We start from the raw sequence: 14,633 nt of genomic DNA, 5'->3' as shown, positions 1-14,633 counted from the left end.
AAGCTGCTTGCATTTCTTTTGGGGAAATTAAAATTCCCCAGCGGAATAATGGCGACGCCACCGGAGGCCCCAACCATGTTGCCCAGCGAAACCCAGAAAATCATCGACCAGCACGGCATCAAGTACGTGCTGGCCCAGTTCGTCGACATCCACGGCGCGGCCAAGACCAAGTCGGTGCCGGTCTCGGGGCTCAAGGCCGTAGCCGAGGAGGGCGCCGGTTTCGCCGGGTTCGCCATCTGGGGCATGGGCATGGAGCCGCACGGCCCTGACTTCATGGCGCGCGGCGATCTGTCCACGTTGATGCCGGTGCCCTGGCAGCCAGGTTATGGACGCGTGGTGTGCGTCGGCCATGTCAACGGCCAGCCGCATCCCTACGACACCCGCTATGTATTGCAACAGCAGGTGCAGCGCCTGACCGATCGGGGCTGGACACTGAACACCGGCCTGGAGCCGGAATTCAGCCTGTTCCGCCGCGATGCCGAGGGCAAGCTGGTGCCGGTCGATGCCAGCGACAAGCTGGAGAAGCCCTGCTACGACTACAAGGGCCTGTCACGTTCGCGCGCCTTCCTGGAAAAGCTCACCGAGGCGCTGCAGCCGGTCGGCTTCGATATCTACCAGATCGACCACGAGGACGCTTGCGGCCAGTTCGAGATCAACTACACCTACAGCGATGCCATGGAGTCGGCGGATCGCTTCACCTTCTTCCGCATGGCCGCCGGCGAGATCGCCAACGATCTGGGCATGATCTGCTCGTTCATGCCCAAGCCGGATCCGCGTCGCGCTGGCAACGGCATGCACTTCCACCTGTCGATCGGCAGCGCCAGCAGCAAGAACCTGTTTCATGACGCCAGCGACCCGAGCGGCATGGGCCTGTCCAAGCTGGCCTATCACTTCCTCGCCGGCTTGCTGGCTCATGGCCCGGCGCTGTGCGCCTTCGCCGCGCCGACGGTGAATTCCTACAAGCGCCTGGTCGTTGGCCGTTCGCTGTCCGGCGCGACCTGGGCGCCAGCCTTCATCGCCTATGGCGACAACAACCGTTCGGCGATGCTGCGCATTCCCTATGGGCGCATCGAGTTCCGCCTGCCGGACGCCGGCTGCAACCCCTACCTGGTCACCGCCGCGATCATCGCCGCCGGCCTCGACGGCATCGACCGTCAGCTCGATCCGGGCAGGGCCTGCAACGAGAACCTCTACAAGCTCAGCCTGGAGGAAATCGCCGCACGCGGTATCGACACGCTGCCGCAATCGCTCAAGGAAGCCTGTGATGCGCTGGAGGCCGACCCGCTGTTCCGCGAGGTGCTCGGCGCCGAGATCGTCGACGAGTTCATCAAGCTCAAGCGCATGGAATGGGTCGAGTACAGCCGCCACGTCTCCGACTGGGAAATCGAGCGTTACACCGAATTCTTCTAGCCGAACGCCCGCCCGCGCGGGCACACGCCAACGCCCCCGAACGAGCCTCCCCAAAGGGAGGTGATGAGGACTTTTTTATGTGTGGAATCGTAGGTCTGTACCTGAAGAACCCGGCGCTGGAAAACCAGCTCGGCGCCCTGTTCGAACCCATGCTGCTGGCCATGACCGACCGTGGCCCGGATAGTGCCGGCTTCGCCATCTACGGCGACGAGGTGAAGGACGGCTGGATCAAGCTGACCCTGCAGAGCACCGAGGCTGGCTATGACTTCAAGGCGCTGATGGGCGAGCTGGAAGGCCGCCTGGGCTGCTCGCTGGACTGGTTCCAGAACGCCAGCGCCGCCGTGCTCAAGACCAATGCCGACGAGGCGGCGGTACGTGCCGTGCTCGCCGAGCTGGCGCCGGTTGTGCGCGTGATGAGCGTCGGCCAGAGCATTGAGATTCTCAAGGGCATGGGCCTGCCGAAGGAAATCTCCGAGCGCTTCTCGCTGGCCAAGATGAAGGGCAGCCACATCATCGGCCACACCCGCATGGCCACCGAGAGCGCGGTGACCATGGAGGGCAGCCACCCATTCTCCACCGGCCAGGATCTGTGCCTGGTGCATAACGGCTCGCTGTCCAACCACTTCCGTCTGCGCCAGGAACTGCGCCGTCACGGCATAGAGTTCGAAACCGAGAACGACACCGAGGTCGCCGCCGGCTACCTGACCTGGCGCCTGCGCCAGGGCGATTCGCTCAAGGAAGCGCTCGACCATTCGATGGACGACCTCGATGGCTTCTTCACCTTCGCCATCGGCACCCGCGACGGCTTCGCGGTGATCCGCGACCCCATCGCCTGCAAGCCGGCGATCCTCGCCGAAACCGACGACTACGTGGCCATGGCCTCCGAATACCAGGCCCTGTCGACCCTGCCGGGCATCGACAAGGCCAAGGTGTGGGAGCCGGAGCCGGCCACCATGTATATCTGGGAACGCAGCGCTTGAGTCGCTCCAGGCCTACTGCGCACACCGATTGCTGCGTCAGATCCTCGCGATCCGCTCGCCGTACTACTCGTACTGTCTCGCGGCTCGCTGCGGTTCTTCCTTGCACTCGGCGCGCTCGCGACGGCCTGAATTCGACTCTCTACTTTTTGGGGACACGATCATGAAAACCATCGACCTTTCCAGCGCCACCGTGCGCGATCTGAACCAGGCTCTGCACGAGCAGGCCAAGACCCTCTCCGAGCGCGAGTGGGTGGTGAGCAACCCAGGCGGCAAGCACAACCTTGCCGTGGGCCTGAACGAAGCGCTGAGCGTGGAGATCGACGGCCACGCCGGCTACTACTGCGCCGGCATGAACCAGAAGGCCAGCGTCACCATCCACGGCAACGTCGGTGTCGGCGTCGCTGAGAACATGATGAGCGGCATGGTGCGCATCAAGGGCAGCGCCTCGCAGGCGGCCGGCGCCACCGCCCATGGCGGCCTGCTGGTGATCGAAGGCGACGCCGGCGCGCGTTGCGGCATCTCGATGAAGGGCGTCGATATCGTCGTCGGCGGCAGCATTGGCCACATGAGCTGCTTTATGGGCCAGGCTGGCAGGCTCGTCGTCTGCGGCGATGCCGGCGATGCGCTGGGCGATTCGCTCTACGAGACGCGCATCTACGTCAAGGGCACGGTCAAGTCGCTGGGCTCGGATTGCATCGAGAAGGACATGCGCCCCGAGCACCTGGAAGAACTGGCCGAACTGCTCAACCGCGCCGGCTTCGACGAAGACCCGGCCAGCTTCAAGCGCTACGGCTCGGCCCGCCAGCTGTACAACTTCAAGGTCGACAACGCTTCGGCGTACTGATCGCGCACCCTGCCCGAAGAGGAATTTGCAATGAGCGAAAAAATCACCCCGGTGCTGCGCGAGTCCGCCACCTTCGACCGCCTGTCCATCCAGGAAATCCAGCGTGCCGCCGAGACCGGCATCTATGACATCCGCGGCGGCGGTACCAAGCGCAAGCTGCCGCACTTCGACGACCTGCTGCTACTCGGCGCCTCCATGTCGCGCTACCCGCTGGAAGGCTACCGCGAGAAGTGCGGCACCGACGTGGTGCTGGGCAACCGCTTCGCCAAGAAGCCGATCCACCTGAAGATCCCGGTGACCATCGCCGGCATGAGCTTCGGTGCGCTGTCGGCCCAGGCCAAGGAAGCCCTCGGCCGTGGCGCCACCATCGCCGGCACCAGCACCACCACTGGCGACGGTGGCATGACCCCGGAAGAGCGCGGCCAGTCGCAGCACCTGGTCTATCAGTATCTGCCGTCGCGTTACGGCATGAACCCGGACGACCTGCGCAAGGCCGATGCTATCGAGATCGTCCTCGGCCAGGGCGCCAAGCCGGGCGGCGGCGGCATGCTGCTGGGCATGAAGGTCACCGAGCGCGTGGCGGGCATGCGTACCCTGCCGATTGGCGTCGACCAGCGCAGCGCCTGCCGTCACCCGGACTGGACGGGCCCGGACGACCTGGCGATCAAGATCGCTGAGATCCGCGAGATCACCGACTGGGAAAAACCTATCTACGTGAAGATCGGTGCCAGCCGCCCGTACTACGACGTCAAGCTGGCGGTGAAGGCCGGTGCCGACGTGATCGTTCTCGACGGCATGCAGGGCGGCACCGCGGCGACCCAGGAAGTGTTCATCGAGCACGTCGGCATCCCGATTCTCTCGGCCATCCCGCAAGCCGTACAGGCCCTGCAGGAGATGGACATGCACCGCAAGGTGCAACTGATCGTCTCCGGTGGCATTCGCACTGGCGCTGACGTGGCCAAGGCCATGGCCATGGGCGCGGATGCGGTGGCTATCGGCACCGCCGCGCTGATCGCTCTGGGCGACAACCATCCGCGACTGGACGAGGAATTGAAGGCCATCGGTTCGGCCGCCGGCTACTACGACGACTGGCAGAACGGCCGCGACCCGGCCGGCATCACCACCCAAGACCCGGAGCTGTCCAAGCGCCTCGACCCGGTCGCTGCCGGTCGCCGCCTGGCCAACTACCTGCGCGTGCTGGTGCTGGAAGCGCAGACCATGGCCCGCGCCTGCGGCAAGTCGCACCTGCACAACCTCGACCCCGAGGATCTGGTGGCGCTGACCGTGGAGGCCGCCGCCATGGCCCGCGTACCGCTGGCCGGCACCAACTGGGTACCGGGGCAATTGCAGTACTGAGCTCGATAGTAAAAAAGGGCCGCAACGCTTGGCGTTGTGGCCCTTTTTCATTGCCTTAGAACCTGTTCACGATCTGAAGCGGCAACTACAAGGCGAGAGCGGCCGGTCGGGCTGCGATTTTAAACCCGCTCATTTGGTGGGCTGAAGCGGATCGCCGCCCGGCCCACCCTACAGATCGTGCTGGCCTCGTAGGGTGGGCTTTAGCTCACCGCTGCAAATGGCCGCTTGCGCCACTTGGCTGCCACAATCTACGAACCTGTGCAGAAAGATTATGAACAGGTTCTTAGCGGCTGTTGAAGGCAGGCGAGACCAGGCTCAGAGCGGCCAGGCGCTTGGCGCAATCCTGCAACTGCGGTGCAATCGCTTCGATCTTCTCGGCGGTCATCCTGGCCGATGGGCCGGCGGCGCTGACGGTGCCGATGGGCCGGCCGTCGTCCACGTGGCGAATGACCACGGCCACGGCACTGGTGCCGGGCTCGTAGACATCGTGCACTACGCCATAGCCTCGCTTCTGCGTCTGGTCGATGCGATCCAGTAGCTCGCGCAAGCTCTTCGGGGCATTGGGGCCCATATGCTGCGCCCGATCCATGCCTTGCTCGGCGATCAGCTCCAGCGCGCGCTCCTCGCTTTCGGCGGCCATCCAGGCCAGGCCGTTGGCGGTCGCTGGCAGGTAGACATCGGAGCCGGCATCGGGGTCGTAGCGCAGCCCGGTTCGGGCACCCTGGGCCTTGGCCACCCAGATCAGGTGGTTACCCTCGATCACGGCCATGCGGATCAGCTCCCCGGTTTCCTGGGCCAGCTCGTCCAGCAGCGGCTGCGTGGCATCGGTGATACCGCTCGCGGCCAGGTAGGTAAGGCCGAGCGAGGCGAGCTTCACCGTCAGCAGGTAGTGCGTGGTCGCCGCGTTCTGCTTCACGTAGCCCATGTCCTTGAGCTCATTGAGCAGGCGATGTGTCGCGGTACGCGGAATGTCCAGGCGGTCGGCGATTTCGGACATGGGAAGCCCACCGACGTGTTTCACCAGCAGCTCGAGAATGGACAGGGCGCGGTCACGAACGGACGTGGACATCAGGGGGCGGCTCCAGAAGCAGGAAAGCCCTCATTCTAGGACGCTATGGAATTGCAATCCAATTGAATGCAGCCAGATAGATGGCTCTATTTTGGTTTTACTTTCCACTTGGAATGATATTCCAAAGATGTAATATTGAGTTGCCCACCGACACTCGGGGGTCAAGACTCCCTGGATTCGGCGCCACTGCCTTGGCCTTGCCGGAAAGGGTCTGAGACATAAACACAACAACAATCGGAGCCTCCCCATGAAACCCTCCAGCCAACTGGACATCCAGGCGTTCCTGGATTCCCGGCCTTTCGGCCACTTCCAGTGGAAGATCCTCCTGCTGTGCCTGACCGTACTGATCCTCGATGGCTTCGACGTGGTGGCAATGGGCTTCATCGCGCCCTCGCTGATCGCCGACTGGAACATCCCCCGCGAAGAACTGGGCATCGTGATGAGCATGGGCCTGTTCGGCCTGGCCATCGGCGCACTGATGGGCGGGCCGCTGGCTGACCGCTTCGGCCGGCGCAGAGTGATCATCGTCTCGATCTTCTTCTTCGGCTTCATGAGCCTGATTTCGGCCTGGTCGCCGAACGTCGAGATCCTTTCCCTGCTGCGCTTCCTCACCGGTCTTGGCCTGGGCGCCTCGCAGCCCAACGCGGCGACGTTGGCGTCGGAATATGCGCCGAAGAAATACCGCTCGCTGATGGTCACGGTGGTCTACTGCGGCTTCACCCTGGGTGCTGCCGGTGGCGGCTTCCTGGCCAACGGGCTGATCCCGAGCCATGGCTGGGAGTCGATCCTGGTGGTCGGCGGCGTGGTGCCGATCCTGTTCGCCGTGCTGCTGTGCTTCGTGCTGCCGGAGTCGGCCAAGTACATGGCGATGAAGCACCAGCATCGTGAAGAGCTGCAGCAGGTGGTCAACGCAATCGAACCGGGTACTGCCGATCAGGCCACCCAGTTCCTCAGTCCGGAGCCGCAACGTGCCGGCAAGGGCACGATCAAGCTGATCCTCTCGCCGTCGCATCGGCTGATCACCCTGGCGCTCTGGGTCGGCCTGTTCATGAATCTGCTGACGGTCTACTTCCTCAACAGCTGGCTGCCGATCATCGTCAAGGACGATGGCTTCAGCCTGGCCGACGCGGCGTTGGTGGGCGCGATGATGCAGGTCGGTGGCACCCTCGGGAACATCGTCATCGGTTGGGAGATGGATCGCTTCAACCCGCACAAGGTAATGATCGGCACGCTCATCGGCGGCGCCGTGCTGACCCTTTCGCTGGGCAACCTGTCGCCCGGTCTGTATGGCCTGATGGCGCTGGTCTTCATGCTGGGGTTCTGCATCAACGCGACCAACACCGGCTGGACGGCCATGGCCGCGACCTACTACCCGACCGAGATGCGCGCCACCGGCACCAGCTGGATGACCGGCATCGGCCGCTTCGGCGCGATCCTCGGCGCGTCCGTCGGTGCGGTGCTGCTGGGCCTGAAGTGGGACTTCAGCCACCTGTTCATGTTCCTCACCCTGCCCATCGGCATCGCCGTGGTCGCCGCCTACGTCAAAGGGCTGCGTGATCGCAAGCCGCAGGCTGCGCCCGGTGTGCTGGGCAACGCCTCCCATCCCTGAGCATTCGCTTTCCATTTTCGGCCGGGGCGTGACCCGGCCCTCAGGCTCTACAGGACGCCCATCATGAAGATCGCCATCGATTCCTACTGCTACCACCGTTACTTCGGCGAGGTGTACCCGAACCTGGAACAGCCTCCTGCTTACCGCATGACTCTCGAGGACTTCATCGACAGGGCACGCGCCCACGAGGTGCAGGGTGTTTCCATCGAGTCGTTCATGCTCGATGACAGCTCGCCACGTAATCTGGAGCGTTTGCGTGGTCTGCTGGATGAAGCCGGCCTCGAACTGGTCTGGGCCTGGGGCCATCCCCATGGGCTGGGTTCTGGTGCGCGTGTCGAGGAACTGGCCGATCTGCAGCGCCATATCGACATCGCCAAGGCGCTGGGCGCCAGCGTGATGCGCATCTGCGCCGGTGGGCGTCGCACGCGGCCGGAGTCCTGGCTCGCGCACAAGACCCAGTTGCTGCCGCTGCTGCGGCGGGCGGCCGATTATGCGGCGGGGCAGGGTGTGGTACTGGCCATGGAGAACCACGTCGACCTGTTGGCCGCCGAAGTGCTGGAGTTGCTCGAAGCCGTCGACAACCCGGCCCTTGGCGTGTGTCTGGATACCGCCAACAACCTGCGCATGTTCGAAGACCCGATGCAGGTGATCGAGCTGCTCGCGCCCCATGCCAAGGCCACGCACATCAAGGATATCTGCGCCTTCCGTGGTAGCCCGCGTGAGTTCGGCTTCTGGCCGAGCGTGCCGCTTGGCGAGGGCCTGATCGATATTCCGCGAACCCTGCAGCTGCTGCGTCAGCACGGTTTCGACGGGTTGCTGGCACTGGAAATCGATTACCTGCATCCGCGCTATGGCAGCGAAGAGGAGGCGATCGGCAAGAGCCTTGCCTTCATGCGCCAGACCCTGGCCCGGCAACATCAAACATGCGCCTGAGGTGATCCGATGAACGACACGATGATCCCCAGCCCGTCCGGCACTACCCGTTTCCTGGCGGTGGTCGGCGACCCGGTGAGCCAGGTCAGGGCCCCACTGCTGCTCAATCGACTCTTTCGCGATGAAGGCGTGGACGTGGTCATGATCGCCGTGCACGCCCGCGCCGAGAACCTGGAGACGGTCATCCGCGGTTTGCAGGCGGCCGAGAACTTTCACGGCATGCTGGTGACCATCCCGCACAAGTTTTCCTGCTGCCGGTTCGCCGAGCGGCACAGCCTCTGCGTGGAATTGTCCGGGGCGACCAATGCGCTACGGCGCGACCCCGATGGCGTATGGCGGGCGGAGAACTTCGACGGCATCGGCTTCGTCCTGGGCTTGCGTCATGCTGGCTTCGAACCGAAGGGCAAGGACGTGCTGCTGCTTGGCGGTGGCGGGGCGGGCAGCGCCATCGCCGTGGCGTTGCTCGAGGCTGGTGTGCAGCGCCTGCATCTGCGCGAGCCGGATCAGGCCAAGGCCGCAGAACTCATGCGCCGTCTGGAGTTGCACTGGCCAGGGCGCGTAATGCTGGATCGGGACAAGTCGATTCGCGATGTCGATCTGTTGATCAATGCCACGCCTCTGGGCTTGCAGCCGGATGATCCGCTGCCGTTCGACCCGGCCGTGCTGGCTGCGGGAACCTGGGTCGCGGACATCATCATGAAACCGGCCGAAACGCGCCTGCTCAGGCTGGCCGCCGAACGCGGGCTACCGGTGCAGCCGGGGATCAGCATGCTCAACGAGCAGATCGACTGCTACCGCGCGTTCTTTTCGTTCTGAGGGGGCTGACTTTCCGCTCGTCTGTCAGTTGAGTAGTCAGTCAGCCACGCGGCTTCTCATACCTGACATCGCGTTCATCGACGGCTTCCGCCAGCTGCCAGCCATGGCGGCGGTAGAAACCATTGGCGCGGATGCTCTCGTGGCCATCGGTGATCAGCCAGATCGACTCGTGCTGCTCGAACAGTGCCGCTTCCGCTGCATTCAGCAGCAGGCGGCCGAGGCCATGGCCTTCGGCGTGCGGGCGGATGAACAGGGCGAACAGCTCGCCGGCTTCGAAATCCACCATGGCAAAGCCCGCCGCCACGCCATCGAGCTCCGCGATCCAGGCGCAGGGTGCCTGGTCGATTGCCTCGGCCAATGCGGCCGGCGTAATGCCGAGTTCTGCCATCTCCTGGCGTGACAGGTGGTTCTCGATCACGCTGGTGCGGATGTCGAACAGGGTTTCGATATCGGCCGTCGTGGCCAGGCGAAGTGTTGCACTCATTGCCGGTGCTCCGTGCAAAAAGGGGCAACCATAGTCCGCAGTGGCGCGCTGGGCAAACCTGCGGGGCGGCAAGAGCTTGCCGTTCGACGGCGTCGCCTCGCCATGTCCGGCGAGGCAGTACCGCCTGCTGCGTGTGGTCAGGCGCGCACCGTGATGCCTGGCTCCTGAAACTTCATCAGGGCTTCGGCCGCGCGTTCTAGTCTGGCGACGCTGGCTGTCTCGTTGCGTGAGCGGGCGCCCTCGATGCCTTCTTGGATGCGGGCGAAGACGTTCGTGGGGGCATCGCCGTTTTCGAGCGGCTTGCCGTCGTAGTTGACCTTGAGCAGGGGCGAAGAACCCATCATGCCGAGCAGCGGCGAGGTCTCATCCAGCGTCAGGTTGCCGCTGCGGATAAGCCCGTTGACCGTTTCCAGCAACTCGTTACGCGACATGTGGGTGAAGTCGTATTGCTTGGCGTCGTGGGTTGCGACCGGGCTGGCGGAAGCCGTATTGCCGGCTGCCGCTTGCAGTTTTTCGCCAAGAATGGCGGCGAACGCGTTCGATGGATTGGCGCTCTTGCCGGCTTGGGGCGAGGTGCGCGCGCTCTCGAAGAAATGGCTGACTCCGTTCTCGACTTTCATGATGCCTCCCTGGGCATATCCAGTTGGTTTCAGGGAGAGAGCAAGATCGATGCCGTTCCTGGGGGCCTCATGCCGGCAACTGGCGGCTCATGATCAGGGTGCGTTCCTCGCCCTCGACGACTTCACGTATCTGGGTGAAGCCAAGCTGCCGGTAGAAACCCTGCGCCGTCAGCGATGACGGTACGAGCAATTCCCTGGCGCCTCGTTCCTGTGCCAGCCGTTCGATGGCTTCCATCAGCCTGCGTCCGATGCCCTTGCCCTGCTGGGTCGGATCAACGAAAACCGTGCGGATCACTTGCCCATCGAGGCTGGCAGTGCCGAGCACTTGCTGATCCTGCAGGGCAGCCAGAACCAGGCGTGTCTCGATCAGTTTGCCGATTCGTTCGGCGGTGAAGTTGCTCTCCACGCGCTGAATCACTTCGGGTGAGTAGTCCCTGGCGTTGCTGATGCGCAAGGCATCGACGATTACCCGGCTTATCGCTGGGGCGTCGTGCGGTTGTGCGGCGCGGATTTCGATGCTCATCCCGGAGGCTCTGGCTTGCTGTTGGGTTGGGCGATACCGATAGCACAGATGGGCGGGCTGGTGGCAATGCTTTAACTGAAAAGAATTCTCACTTATATTCGCGCTCACTCGATCGGCAGCGAAGCGCCCACTTGCCTCATTCCTCCGCCAATACCTCTCTGCTCGCCGTGCTGGCTCGTCATTATGAGGAGCTGGTCGACTCGGTGCGCCGGCGTTTCGGTGATCGCCATGCGGCGCGCGAGGTGGTGCACGATGTCTGCGTCCAGCTACTGGAGGCGCCAGAGAAGGACGGTGTGCGCGTGCCCTTGGCACTGCTGCGCAAGATTGCCCATGATCGCGCCGTCAGCCATTACCGCAGCGAGCGGCGGCGCCAGGCGTGGGTGGACGAGCAGGCGATATTGCCCGAACTGGCTTGCACGCTTCCCGGCCCGGATCGCTGTCACGAAGCCGCTCATGAACTGGAGCGTCTGTGCGCGGCGATTGCCCAGTTGCCGCCGCGCTGTCAGCAGGTATTCGTCATGCACAAGATTCACGAGCTGCCCCAGCAGGAAGTTGCCGAGCAACTGGGGATTTCCCTCAAGGCGGTGGAAAAGCACCTGCGCGTGGGCATGAGCAAGTGCCTGGCCTGGATGGAGCGACGCCCAGCATGAACCGCCAACCGCCGCGTGAGGACGACCTCGCACCCACGGATGACGCGATTGCCCGACACCGCGAAGCGCTGAAGGCACGCTTCCCTTTGCCCGCACCCAGCAAGCGCAGCCGGCGTCCGGCAGCGGGGACGTTCGGTCTGTTTGCCGCAGCGCTGGCGTTGGCTGGAGGTCTGCTCTGGCTCGACCCTGCCTACCGCAGCGAGGACTACGCCAGCGCGGCGGGGCAGGTGCAGGCAGTCGCACTGGCCGATGACAGTCAGGTCACGCTCGATGGCGCCAGCCGTATCCGCGTGAGCTGGCACCTGCGCAGCCGCCGGGTGGAGTTGCAGGCGGGGCAGGCGCTGTTCGCCGTCGCACCGATGGTGTATCGACCGTTCTTCACCGAAGCCGGGTCGACGCGCATCGCCGTGGTCGGCACCCGTTACAACGTCAGCCGCCTGGGTGACGATGTGCGGGTCACGGTGAGCGAGGGGCGGGTGTCAGTCCGCGGCCACGGCGATGCGTTGCTGCTCACGCCGGGTGATCAGGTGCGTGTGCGCGCCGGCCAGCTCGGCACGCCGCTGCGAACCGATGCCAGCGCCGCCGCTGCCTGGGTCGAGGGGCAACTGGTGTTCGAGCGCACGCCGCTGGGCGAGGTGCTCGATGCGCTGCAGCGCCAGGCAGGCATCCAGGTGCATCTGGCCGACGCCACGCTGGCGGAGTTGCCGGTATCCGGGCGCTTCGAGCGGGCGCGGCTCGATGGCCTGCCGGCCCTGCTGCCGAAGATCCTGCCGGTTGAGTTGAAAACGGGCACCGATGGCGTGTCGACCCTGAGCCGGCGCGGGGCGAAAAAATAATTTCACCACGAGGTAGGGTTTTGCCCGCGCTGTGGCGGCTATCTCCAGGAACGTCCTTTTTCATTCCCGGAGACCCCACGTGAGAACCCCGACACTGCGCCTTACCCTGTTGGCCAGCAGCCTGCTGCTGGGCCTGTCGTCGATGGTGCAGGCCGCCAGCGAAGTCGACTTCGACCTGCCTGCCGCGCCGCTCGAACAATCGCTCAATGCCCTGGCCGGCCAGTCCGCCGTGCAGATTCTCTTTTCCAGTGATATCGCGGGTGGCAAGCAGGCTGGCGAGCTGCGCGGTCGCTACAGCACCACCGAGGCCCTGCAGCGCCTGCTCGAGGGCAGTGGCCTGGAAGTGCATCAGCAGGATGAGCAGACCTATCTCGTCGTATCCCGCGAGCCAGTGCAGGCGCAGGTTAGCCCTGCCGCGCCGCTGGAGCTGGGGCCGATGGACGTGACCGCCTCGCGTACTTCCAGCGGCCTGGTTCCGCAGGTGCGTCAGGTCGACGTGATCGAGCGCGACAAGCTGGAGCAGTTGCGCCAGGGCTCCGACAGCCTGGCGACGCTGCTGGCCAAGGTCACGCCGGGCATGTCCGATTCCAGCCGTACCATCACCGACTACGGCCAGACGCTGCGTGGCCGCACCATGCTGATTCTGGTCGACGGCGTGCCGATGAACACCAACCGCGATTCCTCGCGCAACCTGGCCAGCATCGACCCGGCGCTGATCGAGCGGGTCGAGGTGGTGCACGGCAGCAGCGCGATCTACGGCGCCGGCGCCACTGGCGGCATCGTCAACATCACCACACGCCCGGCTGGTGGTGAGAGCCGCGCCGAGACCACGCTGAGCGGCACGTCGTCACTGACGCAACTGGACAACGACAGCCTCGGCGGCCAGCTGCAGCATCATCTTTCCGGTGCGCAGGGGCAGGTCGACTACGCCTTCGACCTCGGCGTGCGTCATATTGGCGGCTCGTTCGATGCGAACGGCCAGCGCATCGCACCGGAGCCGAGCCAGGGTGATCTGTTCGACTCCAACACCTTCAACATTGGCGGCAAGCTGGGGCTGCGCATCGATGATGACCAGCGCATTCAGCTTGCCCTCAGCCATTACGATGCCAAGCAGGACAGCGATTACACCTCCGATCCCTCGGTCGCCGCGCAGCCTGCTGGTACGGTGCCGGCGCAGCCGCTCGATGGCCTCAAGCTCGATACCCAGAACCGCATCAAGAACACCCTGGCCAACCTCGAATACAGTCACGAAGACCTGCTTGGCAGCCGTCTTTCCGCGCAGCTCTACTACCGTGACTACTTCACCCGTTTCACTCCATTCGATGCGCGCGGCGTGGCCACCCGCGGCCGCTTCGTCGACCAGGTGATGCAGAACAGCGAAATCTTCGGCAGCCGCTTCACCCTGCGCACACCGCTGGGGGAGAGCACCGAACTGGTCTGGGGTGCTGACCTCAACCACGAGCGCAGCGACATGCCGCTCGACATCTTCGACGCGGCGCGTTACGACGCCAGCGGTGGCCGGGTGTTCGAGAAGATCGGCAAGCTGACCTACATGCCCGAGCTGACCACCATCAGCACCGGCGCCTTCGCCCAGCTGCGCCACCGCATCAACGAGCAGTGGTCGGTCGACGGCGGCCTGCGCTACGAATACGCCACGGCCGAGTTCGACGACTTCGTGCCGCTGTCGGAAATCCGTAATGCCAACCCGGCGACCGTCAGTGGCGGCAAGGTGCGCTACGACGATGTGCTCGGCAACTTCGGCGTGGTCTATTCGCCGGTGGCCGGCCAGGAAATCTACGCTGCCTTCAGCCAGGGCTTCCAGCTGCCGGACATCGGCGTGCAGATGCGTAATGCGCGCAGCGGCTTCGACATCGGTTCTTCCGATCTGGAGCCGGTGAAGACCAACAACTACGAGTTGGGCTGGCGTGGCGCGCTGGGCGAGCAGACGCTGGCGTCGCTGGCGCTGTTCTACACCACGTCCAAACTGGGCGACGTGCAGAGCTTCAATAACGGCCTGATCCTGACCCGCACCGAGGAGCGCATCCACGGCGTCGAAGGCAGCCTCGACTGGCTGAACCTGGAGGAAACCTGGGGGCTGGGCGGTACCTTCACCTGGATGAAAGGGCGCGAGAAGCCGGACAACGGCGAATGGCGCGACATGACCGGTTTCCGCGTGCCGCCGCTGAAGATCACTGCCTACGTGCAGTACAACCCCAGCGAGGCCTGGAGCAACCGCCTGCAGGCGACCTACTTCGCCAGCAAGGACTATCGCCTCGATGGCCAGGCCAGCTTTGGCCGTCGCGACGTGGACGGCTACACCACGGTCGACCTGATCAGCGACTACCGCCTGAGCGATGCCGACAAGGTCAGCCTGGGTATCCAGAACCTGTTCAACCGCGACTACTACCCGCTCTACAGCCAGTTGCTGCGCAGCAACAACAACACCAGCCACCTGCCGGCGCCTGGCACCACGTTGACGGTGAGCTACAGCCACCAGTGGTAA

General features: G+C 64.4%; 14 protein-coding genes. 10 read left to right on the top strand and 4 right to left on the bottom strand.

Annotated elements, in window-relative coordinates:
• Positions 1–75 precede the first annotated feature (75 nt).
• The 4 genes from glnT (at position 76) to HS968_RS19010 (ending at position 4,590) form a co-directional block, all read left to right on the top strand.
• The gene (gene glnT / locus HS968_RS19025; protein WP_182368157.1) at positions 76–1,410 is read left to right on the top strand and encodes a type III glutamate--ammonia ligase; all 1,335 of its coding nucleotides are present in this window, start codon (positions 76–78) and stop codon (positions 1,408–1,410) included.
• A 77-nt stretch (positions 1,411–1,487) separates the two neighbouring features.
• The gene (locus HS968_RS19020) at positions 1,488–2,390 is read left to right on the top strand and encodes a class II glutamine amidotransferase (protein ID WP_182368155.1); all 903 of its coding nucleotides are present in this window, start codon (positions 1,488–1,490) and stop codon (positions 2,388–2,390) included.
• Between the two features lie 160 nt (positions 2,391–2,550).
• Positions 2,551–3,234: a GltB/FmdC/FwdC-like GXGXG domain-containing protein gene (locus tag HS968_RS19015; RefSeq protein ID WP_182368153.1), complete on the top strand. Its 684-nt coding sequence runs from the start codon at positions 2,551–2,553 to the stop codon at positions 3,232–3,234.
• Between the two features lie 30 nt (positions 3,235–3,264).
• Positions 3,265–4,590, top strand: a complete 1,326-nt coding sequence (locus tag HS968_RS19010; RefSeq protein ID WP_119693162.1) for an FMN-binding glutamate synthase family protein — start codon at positions 3,265–3,267, stop codon at positions 4,588–4,590.
• Between the two features lie 283 nt (positions 4,591–4,873).
• On the opposite strand, the gene HS968_RS19005 is transcribed toward HS968_RS19010, so the two are convergent.
• Positions 4,874–5,659 (bottom strand): IclR family transcriptional regulator, encoded by a 786-nt coding sequence (locus HS968_RS19005; protein ID WP_182368151.1) that lies wholly within the window; start codon positions 5,657–5,659, stop codon positions 4,874–4,876.
• Between the two features lie 247 nt (positions 5,660–5,906).
• Here HS968_RS19005 and HS968_RS19000 point away from each other — a divergent pair, with 247 nt between their 5' ends.
• The 3 genes from HS968_RS19000 to HS968_RS18990 all read left to right on the top strand — a co-directional run bounded on the left by HS968_RS19000 (position 5,907) and on the right by HS968_RS18990 (position 9,017).
• The gene (locus tag HS968_RS19000; RefSeq protein WP_182368149.1) at positions 5,907–7,268 is read left to right on the top strand and encodes an MFS transporter; all 1,362 of its coding nucleotides are present in this window, start codon (positions 5,907–5,909) and stop codon (positions 7,266–7,268) included.
• Positions 7,269–7,331: 63 nt separating this feature from the next.
• A complete protein-coding gene (locus HS968_RS18995) occupies positions 7,332–8,201 on the top strand; it encodes a sugar phosphate isomerase/epimerase family protein (RefSeq protein WP_182368148.1) in 870 nt (289 codons plus the stop codon).
• A 9-nt stretch (positions 8,202–8,210) separates the two neighbouring features.
• Positions 8,211–9,017, top strand: a complete 807-nt coding sequence (locus HS968_RS18990; protein WP_182368146.1) for a shikimate dehydrogenase family protein — start codon at positions 8,211–8,213, stop codon at positions 9,015–9,017.
• 40 nt (positions 9,018–9,057) lie between these two features.
• Here HS968_RS18990 and HS968_RS18985 read toward each other — a convergent pair whose 3' ends face one another.
• From HS968_RS18985 to HS968_RS18975, 3 genes are all read right to left on the bottom strand, one after another.
• On the bottom strand, positions 9,058–9,501 hold the full coding sequence (locus HS968_RS18985) for a GNAT family N-acetyltransferase (protein ID WP_182368144.1): 444 nt from the start codon (positions 9,499–9,501) through the stop codon (positions 9,058–9,060).
• A 137-nt stretch (positions 9,502–9,638) separates the two neighbouring features.
• On the bottom strand, positions 9,639–10,121 hold the full coding sequence (locus tag HS968_RS18980; protein ID WP_182368142.1) for a hypothetical protein: 483 nt from the start codon (positions 10,119–10,121) through the stop codon (positions 9,639–9,641).
• Between the two features lie 67 nt (positions 10,122–10,188).
• On the bottom strand, positions 10,189–10,644 hold the full coding sequence (locus HS968_RS18975) for a GNAT family N-acetyltransferase (RefSeq protein ID WP_182368140.1): 456 nt from the start codon (positions 10,642–10,644) through the stop codon (positions 10,189–10,191).
• Positions 10,645–10,775: 131 nt separating this feature from the next.
• On the opposite strand from HS968_RS18975, the gene HS968_RS18970 reads away from it, so the two are divergent.
• From HS968_RS18970 to HS968_RS18960, 3 genes are all read left to right on the top strand, one after another.
• Positions 10,776–11,294 carry an RNA polymerase sigma factor gene (locus tag HS968_RS18970; RefSeq protein ID WP_182368138.1) on the top strand — a complete coding sequence of 173 codons (519 nt, stop codon included), beginning with the start codon at positions 10,776–10,778 and terminating at the stop codon, positions 11,292–11,294.
• Positions 11,291–12,130: a FecR family protein gene (locus HS968_RS18965; RefSeq protein ID WP_182368136.1), complete on the top strand. Its 840-nt coding sequence runs from the start codon at positions 11,291–11,293 to the stop codon at positions 12,128–12,130. Before HS968_RS18970 ends, HS968_RS18965 begins: the two co-directional genes overlap by 4 nt.
• Before the next feature lie 79 nt (positions 12,131–12,209).
• On the top strand, positions 12,210–14,633 hold the full coding sequence (locus HS968_RS18960; protein WP_182368134.1) for a TonB-dependent siderophore receptor: 2,424 nt from the start codon (positions 12,210–12,212) through the stop codon (positions 14,631–14,633).

The organism is Pseudomonas berkeleyensis, from assembly GCF_014109765.1.
Classification (GTDB): domain Bacteria; phylum Pseudomonadota; class Gammaproteobacteria; order Pseudomonadales; family Pseudomonadaceae; genus Aquipseudomonas; species Aquipseudomonas berkeleyensis.
Note: the sequence above shows the minus strand (reverse complement) of the source record. Positions and strands in the feature narration are given on the sequence as shown.

Excerpts from the sequence above, each read along its gene's own strand:
- HS968_RS18975 (WP_182368140.1), bottom strand. The coding sequence starts at position 10,644 with ATGAGCATCGAAATCCGCGCCGCACAACCGCACGACGCCCCAGCGATA.
- HS968_RS18995 (WP_182368148.1), top strand. The coding sequence starts at position 7,332 with ATGAAGATCGCCATCGATTCCTACTGCTACCACCGTTACTTCGGCGAG.
- HS968_RS18965 (WP_182368136.1), top strand. The coding sequence starts at position 11,291 with ATGAACCGCCAACCGCCGCGTGAGGACGACCTCGCACCCACGGATGAC.
- HS968_RS19000 (WP_182368149.1), top strand. The coding sequence starts at position 5,907 with ATGAAACCCTCCAGCCAACTGGACATCCAGGCGTTCCTGGATTCCCGG.
- HS968_RS19015 (WP_182368153.1), top strand. The coding sequence starts at position 2,551 with ATGAAAACCATCGACCTTTCCAGCGCCACCGTGCGCGATCTGAACCAG.
- glnT (WP_182368157.1), top strand. The coding sequence starts at position 76 with ATGTTGCCCAGCGAAACCCAGAAAATCATCGACCAGCACGGCATCAAG.
- HS968_RS19010 (WP_119693162.1), top strand. The coding sequence starts at position 3,265 with ATGAGCGAAAAAATCACCCCGGTGCTGCGCGAGTCCGCCACCTTCGAC.
- HS968_RS19005 (WP_182368151.1), bottom strand. The coding sequence starts at position 5,659 with ATGTCCACGTCCGTTCGTGACCGCGCCCTGTCCATTCTCGAGCTGCTG.
- HS968_RS19020 (WP_182368155.1), top strand. The coding sequence starts at position 1,488 with ATGTGTGGAATCGTAGGTCTGTACCTGAAGAACCCGGCGCTGGAAAAC.
- HS968_RS18985 (WP_182368144.1), bottom strand. The coding sequence starts at position 9,501 with ATGAGTGCAACACTTCGCCTGGCCACGACGGCCGATATCGAAACCCTG.
- HS968_RS18980 (WP_182368142.1), bottom strand. The coding sequence starts at position 10,121 with ATGAAAGTCGAGAACGGAGTCAGCCATTTCTTCGAGAGCGCGCGCACC.
- HS968_RS18990 (WP_182368146.1), top strand. The coding sequence starts at position 8,211 with ATGAACGACACGATGATCCCCAGCCCGTCCGGCACTACCCGTTTCCTG.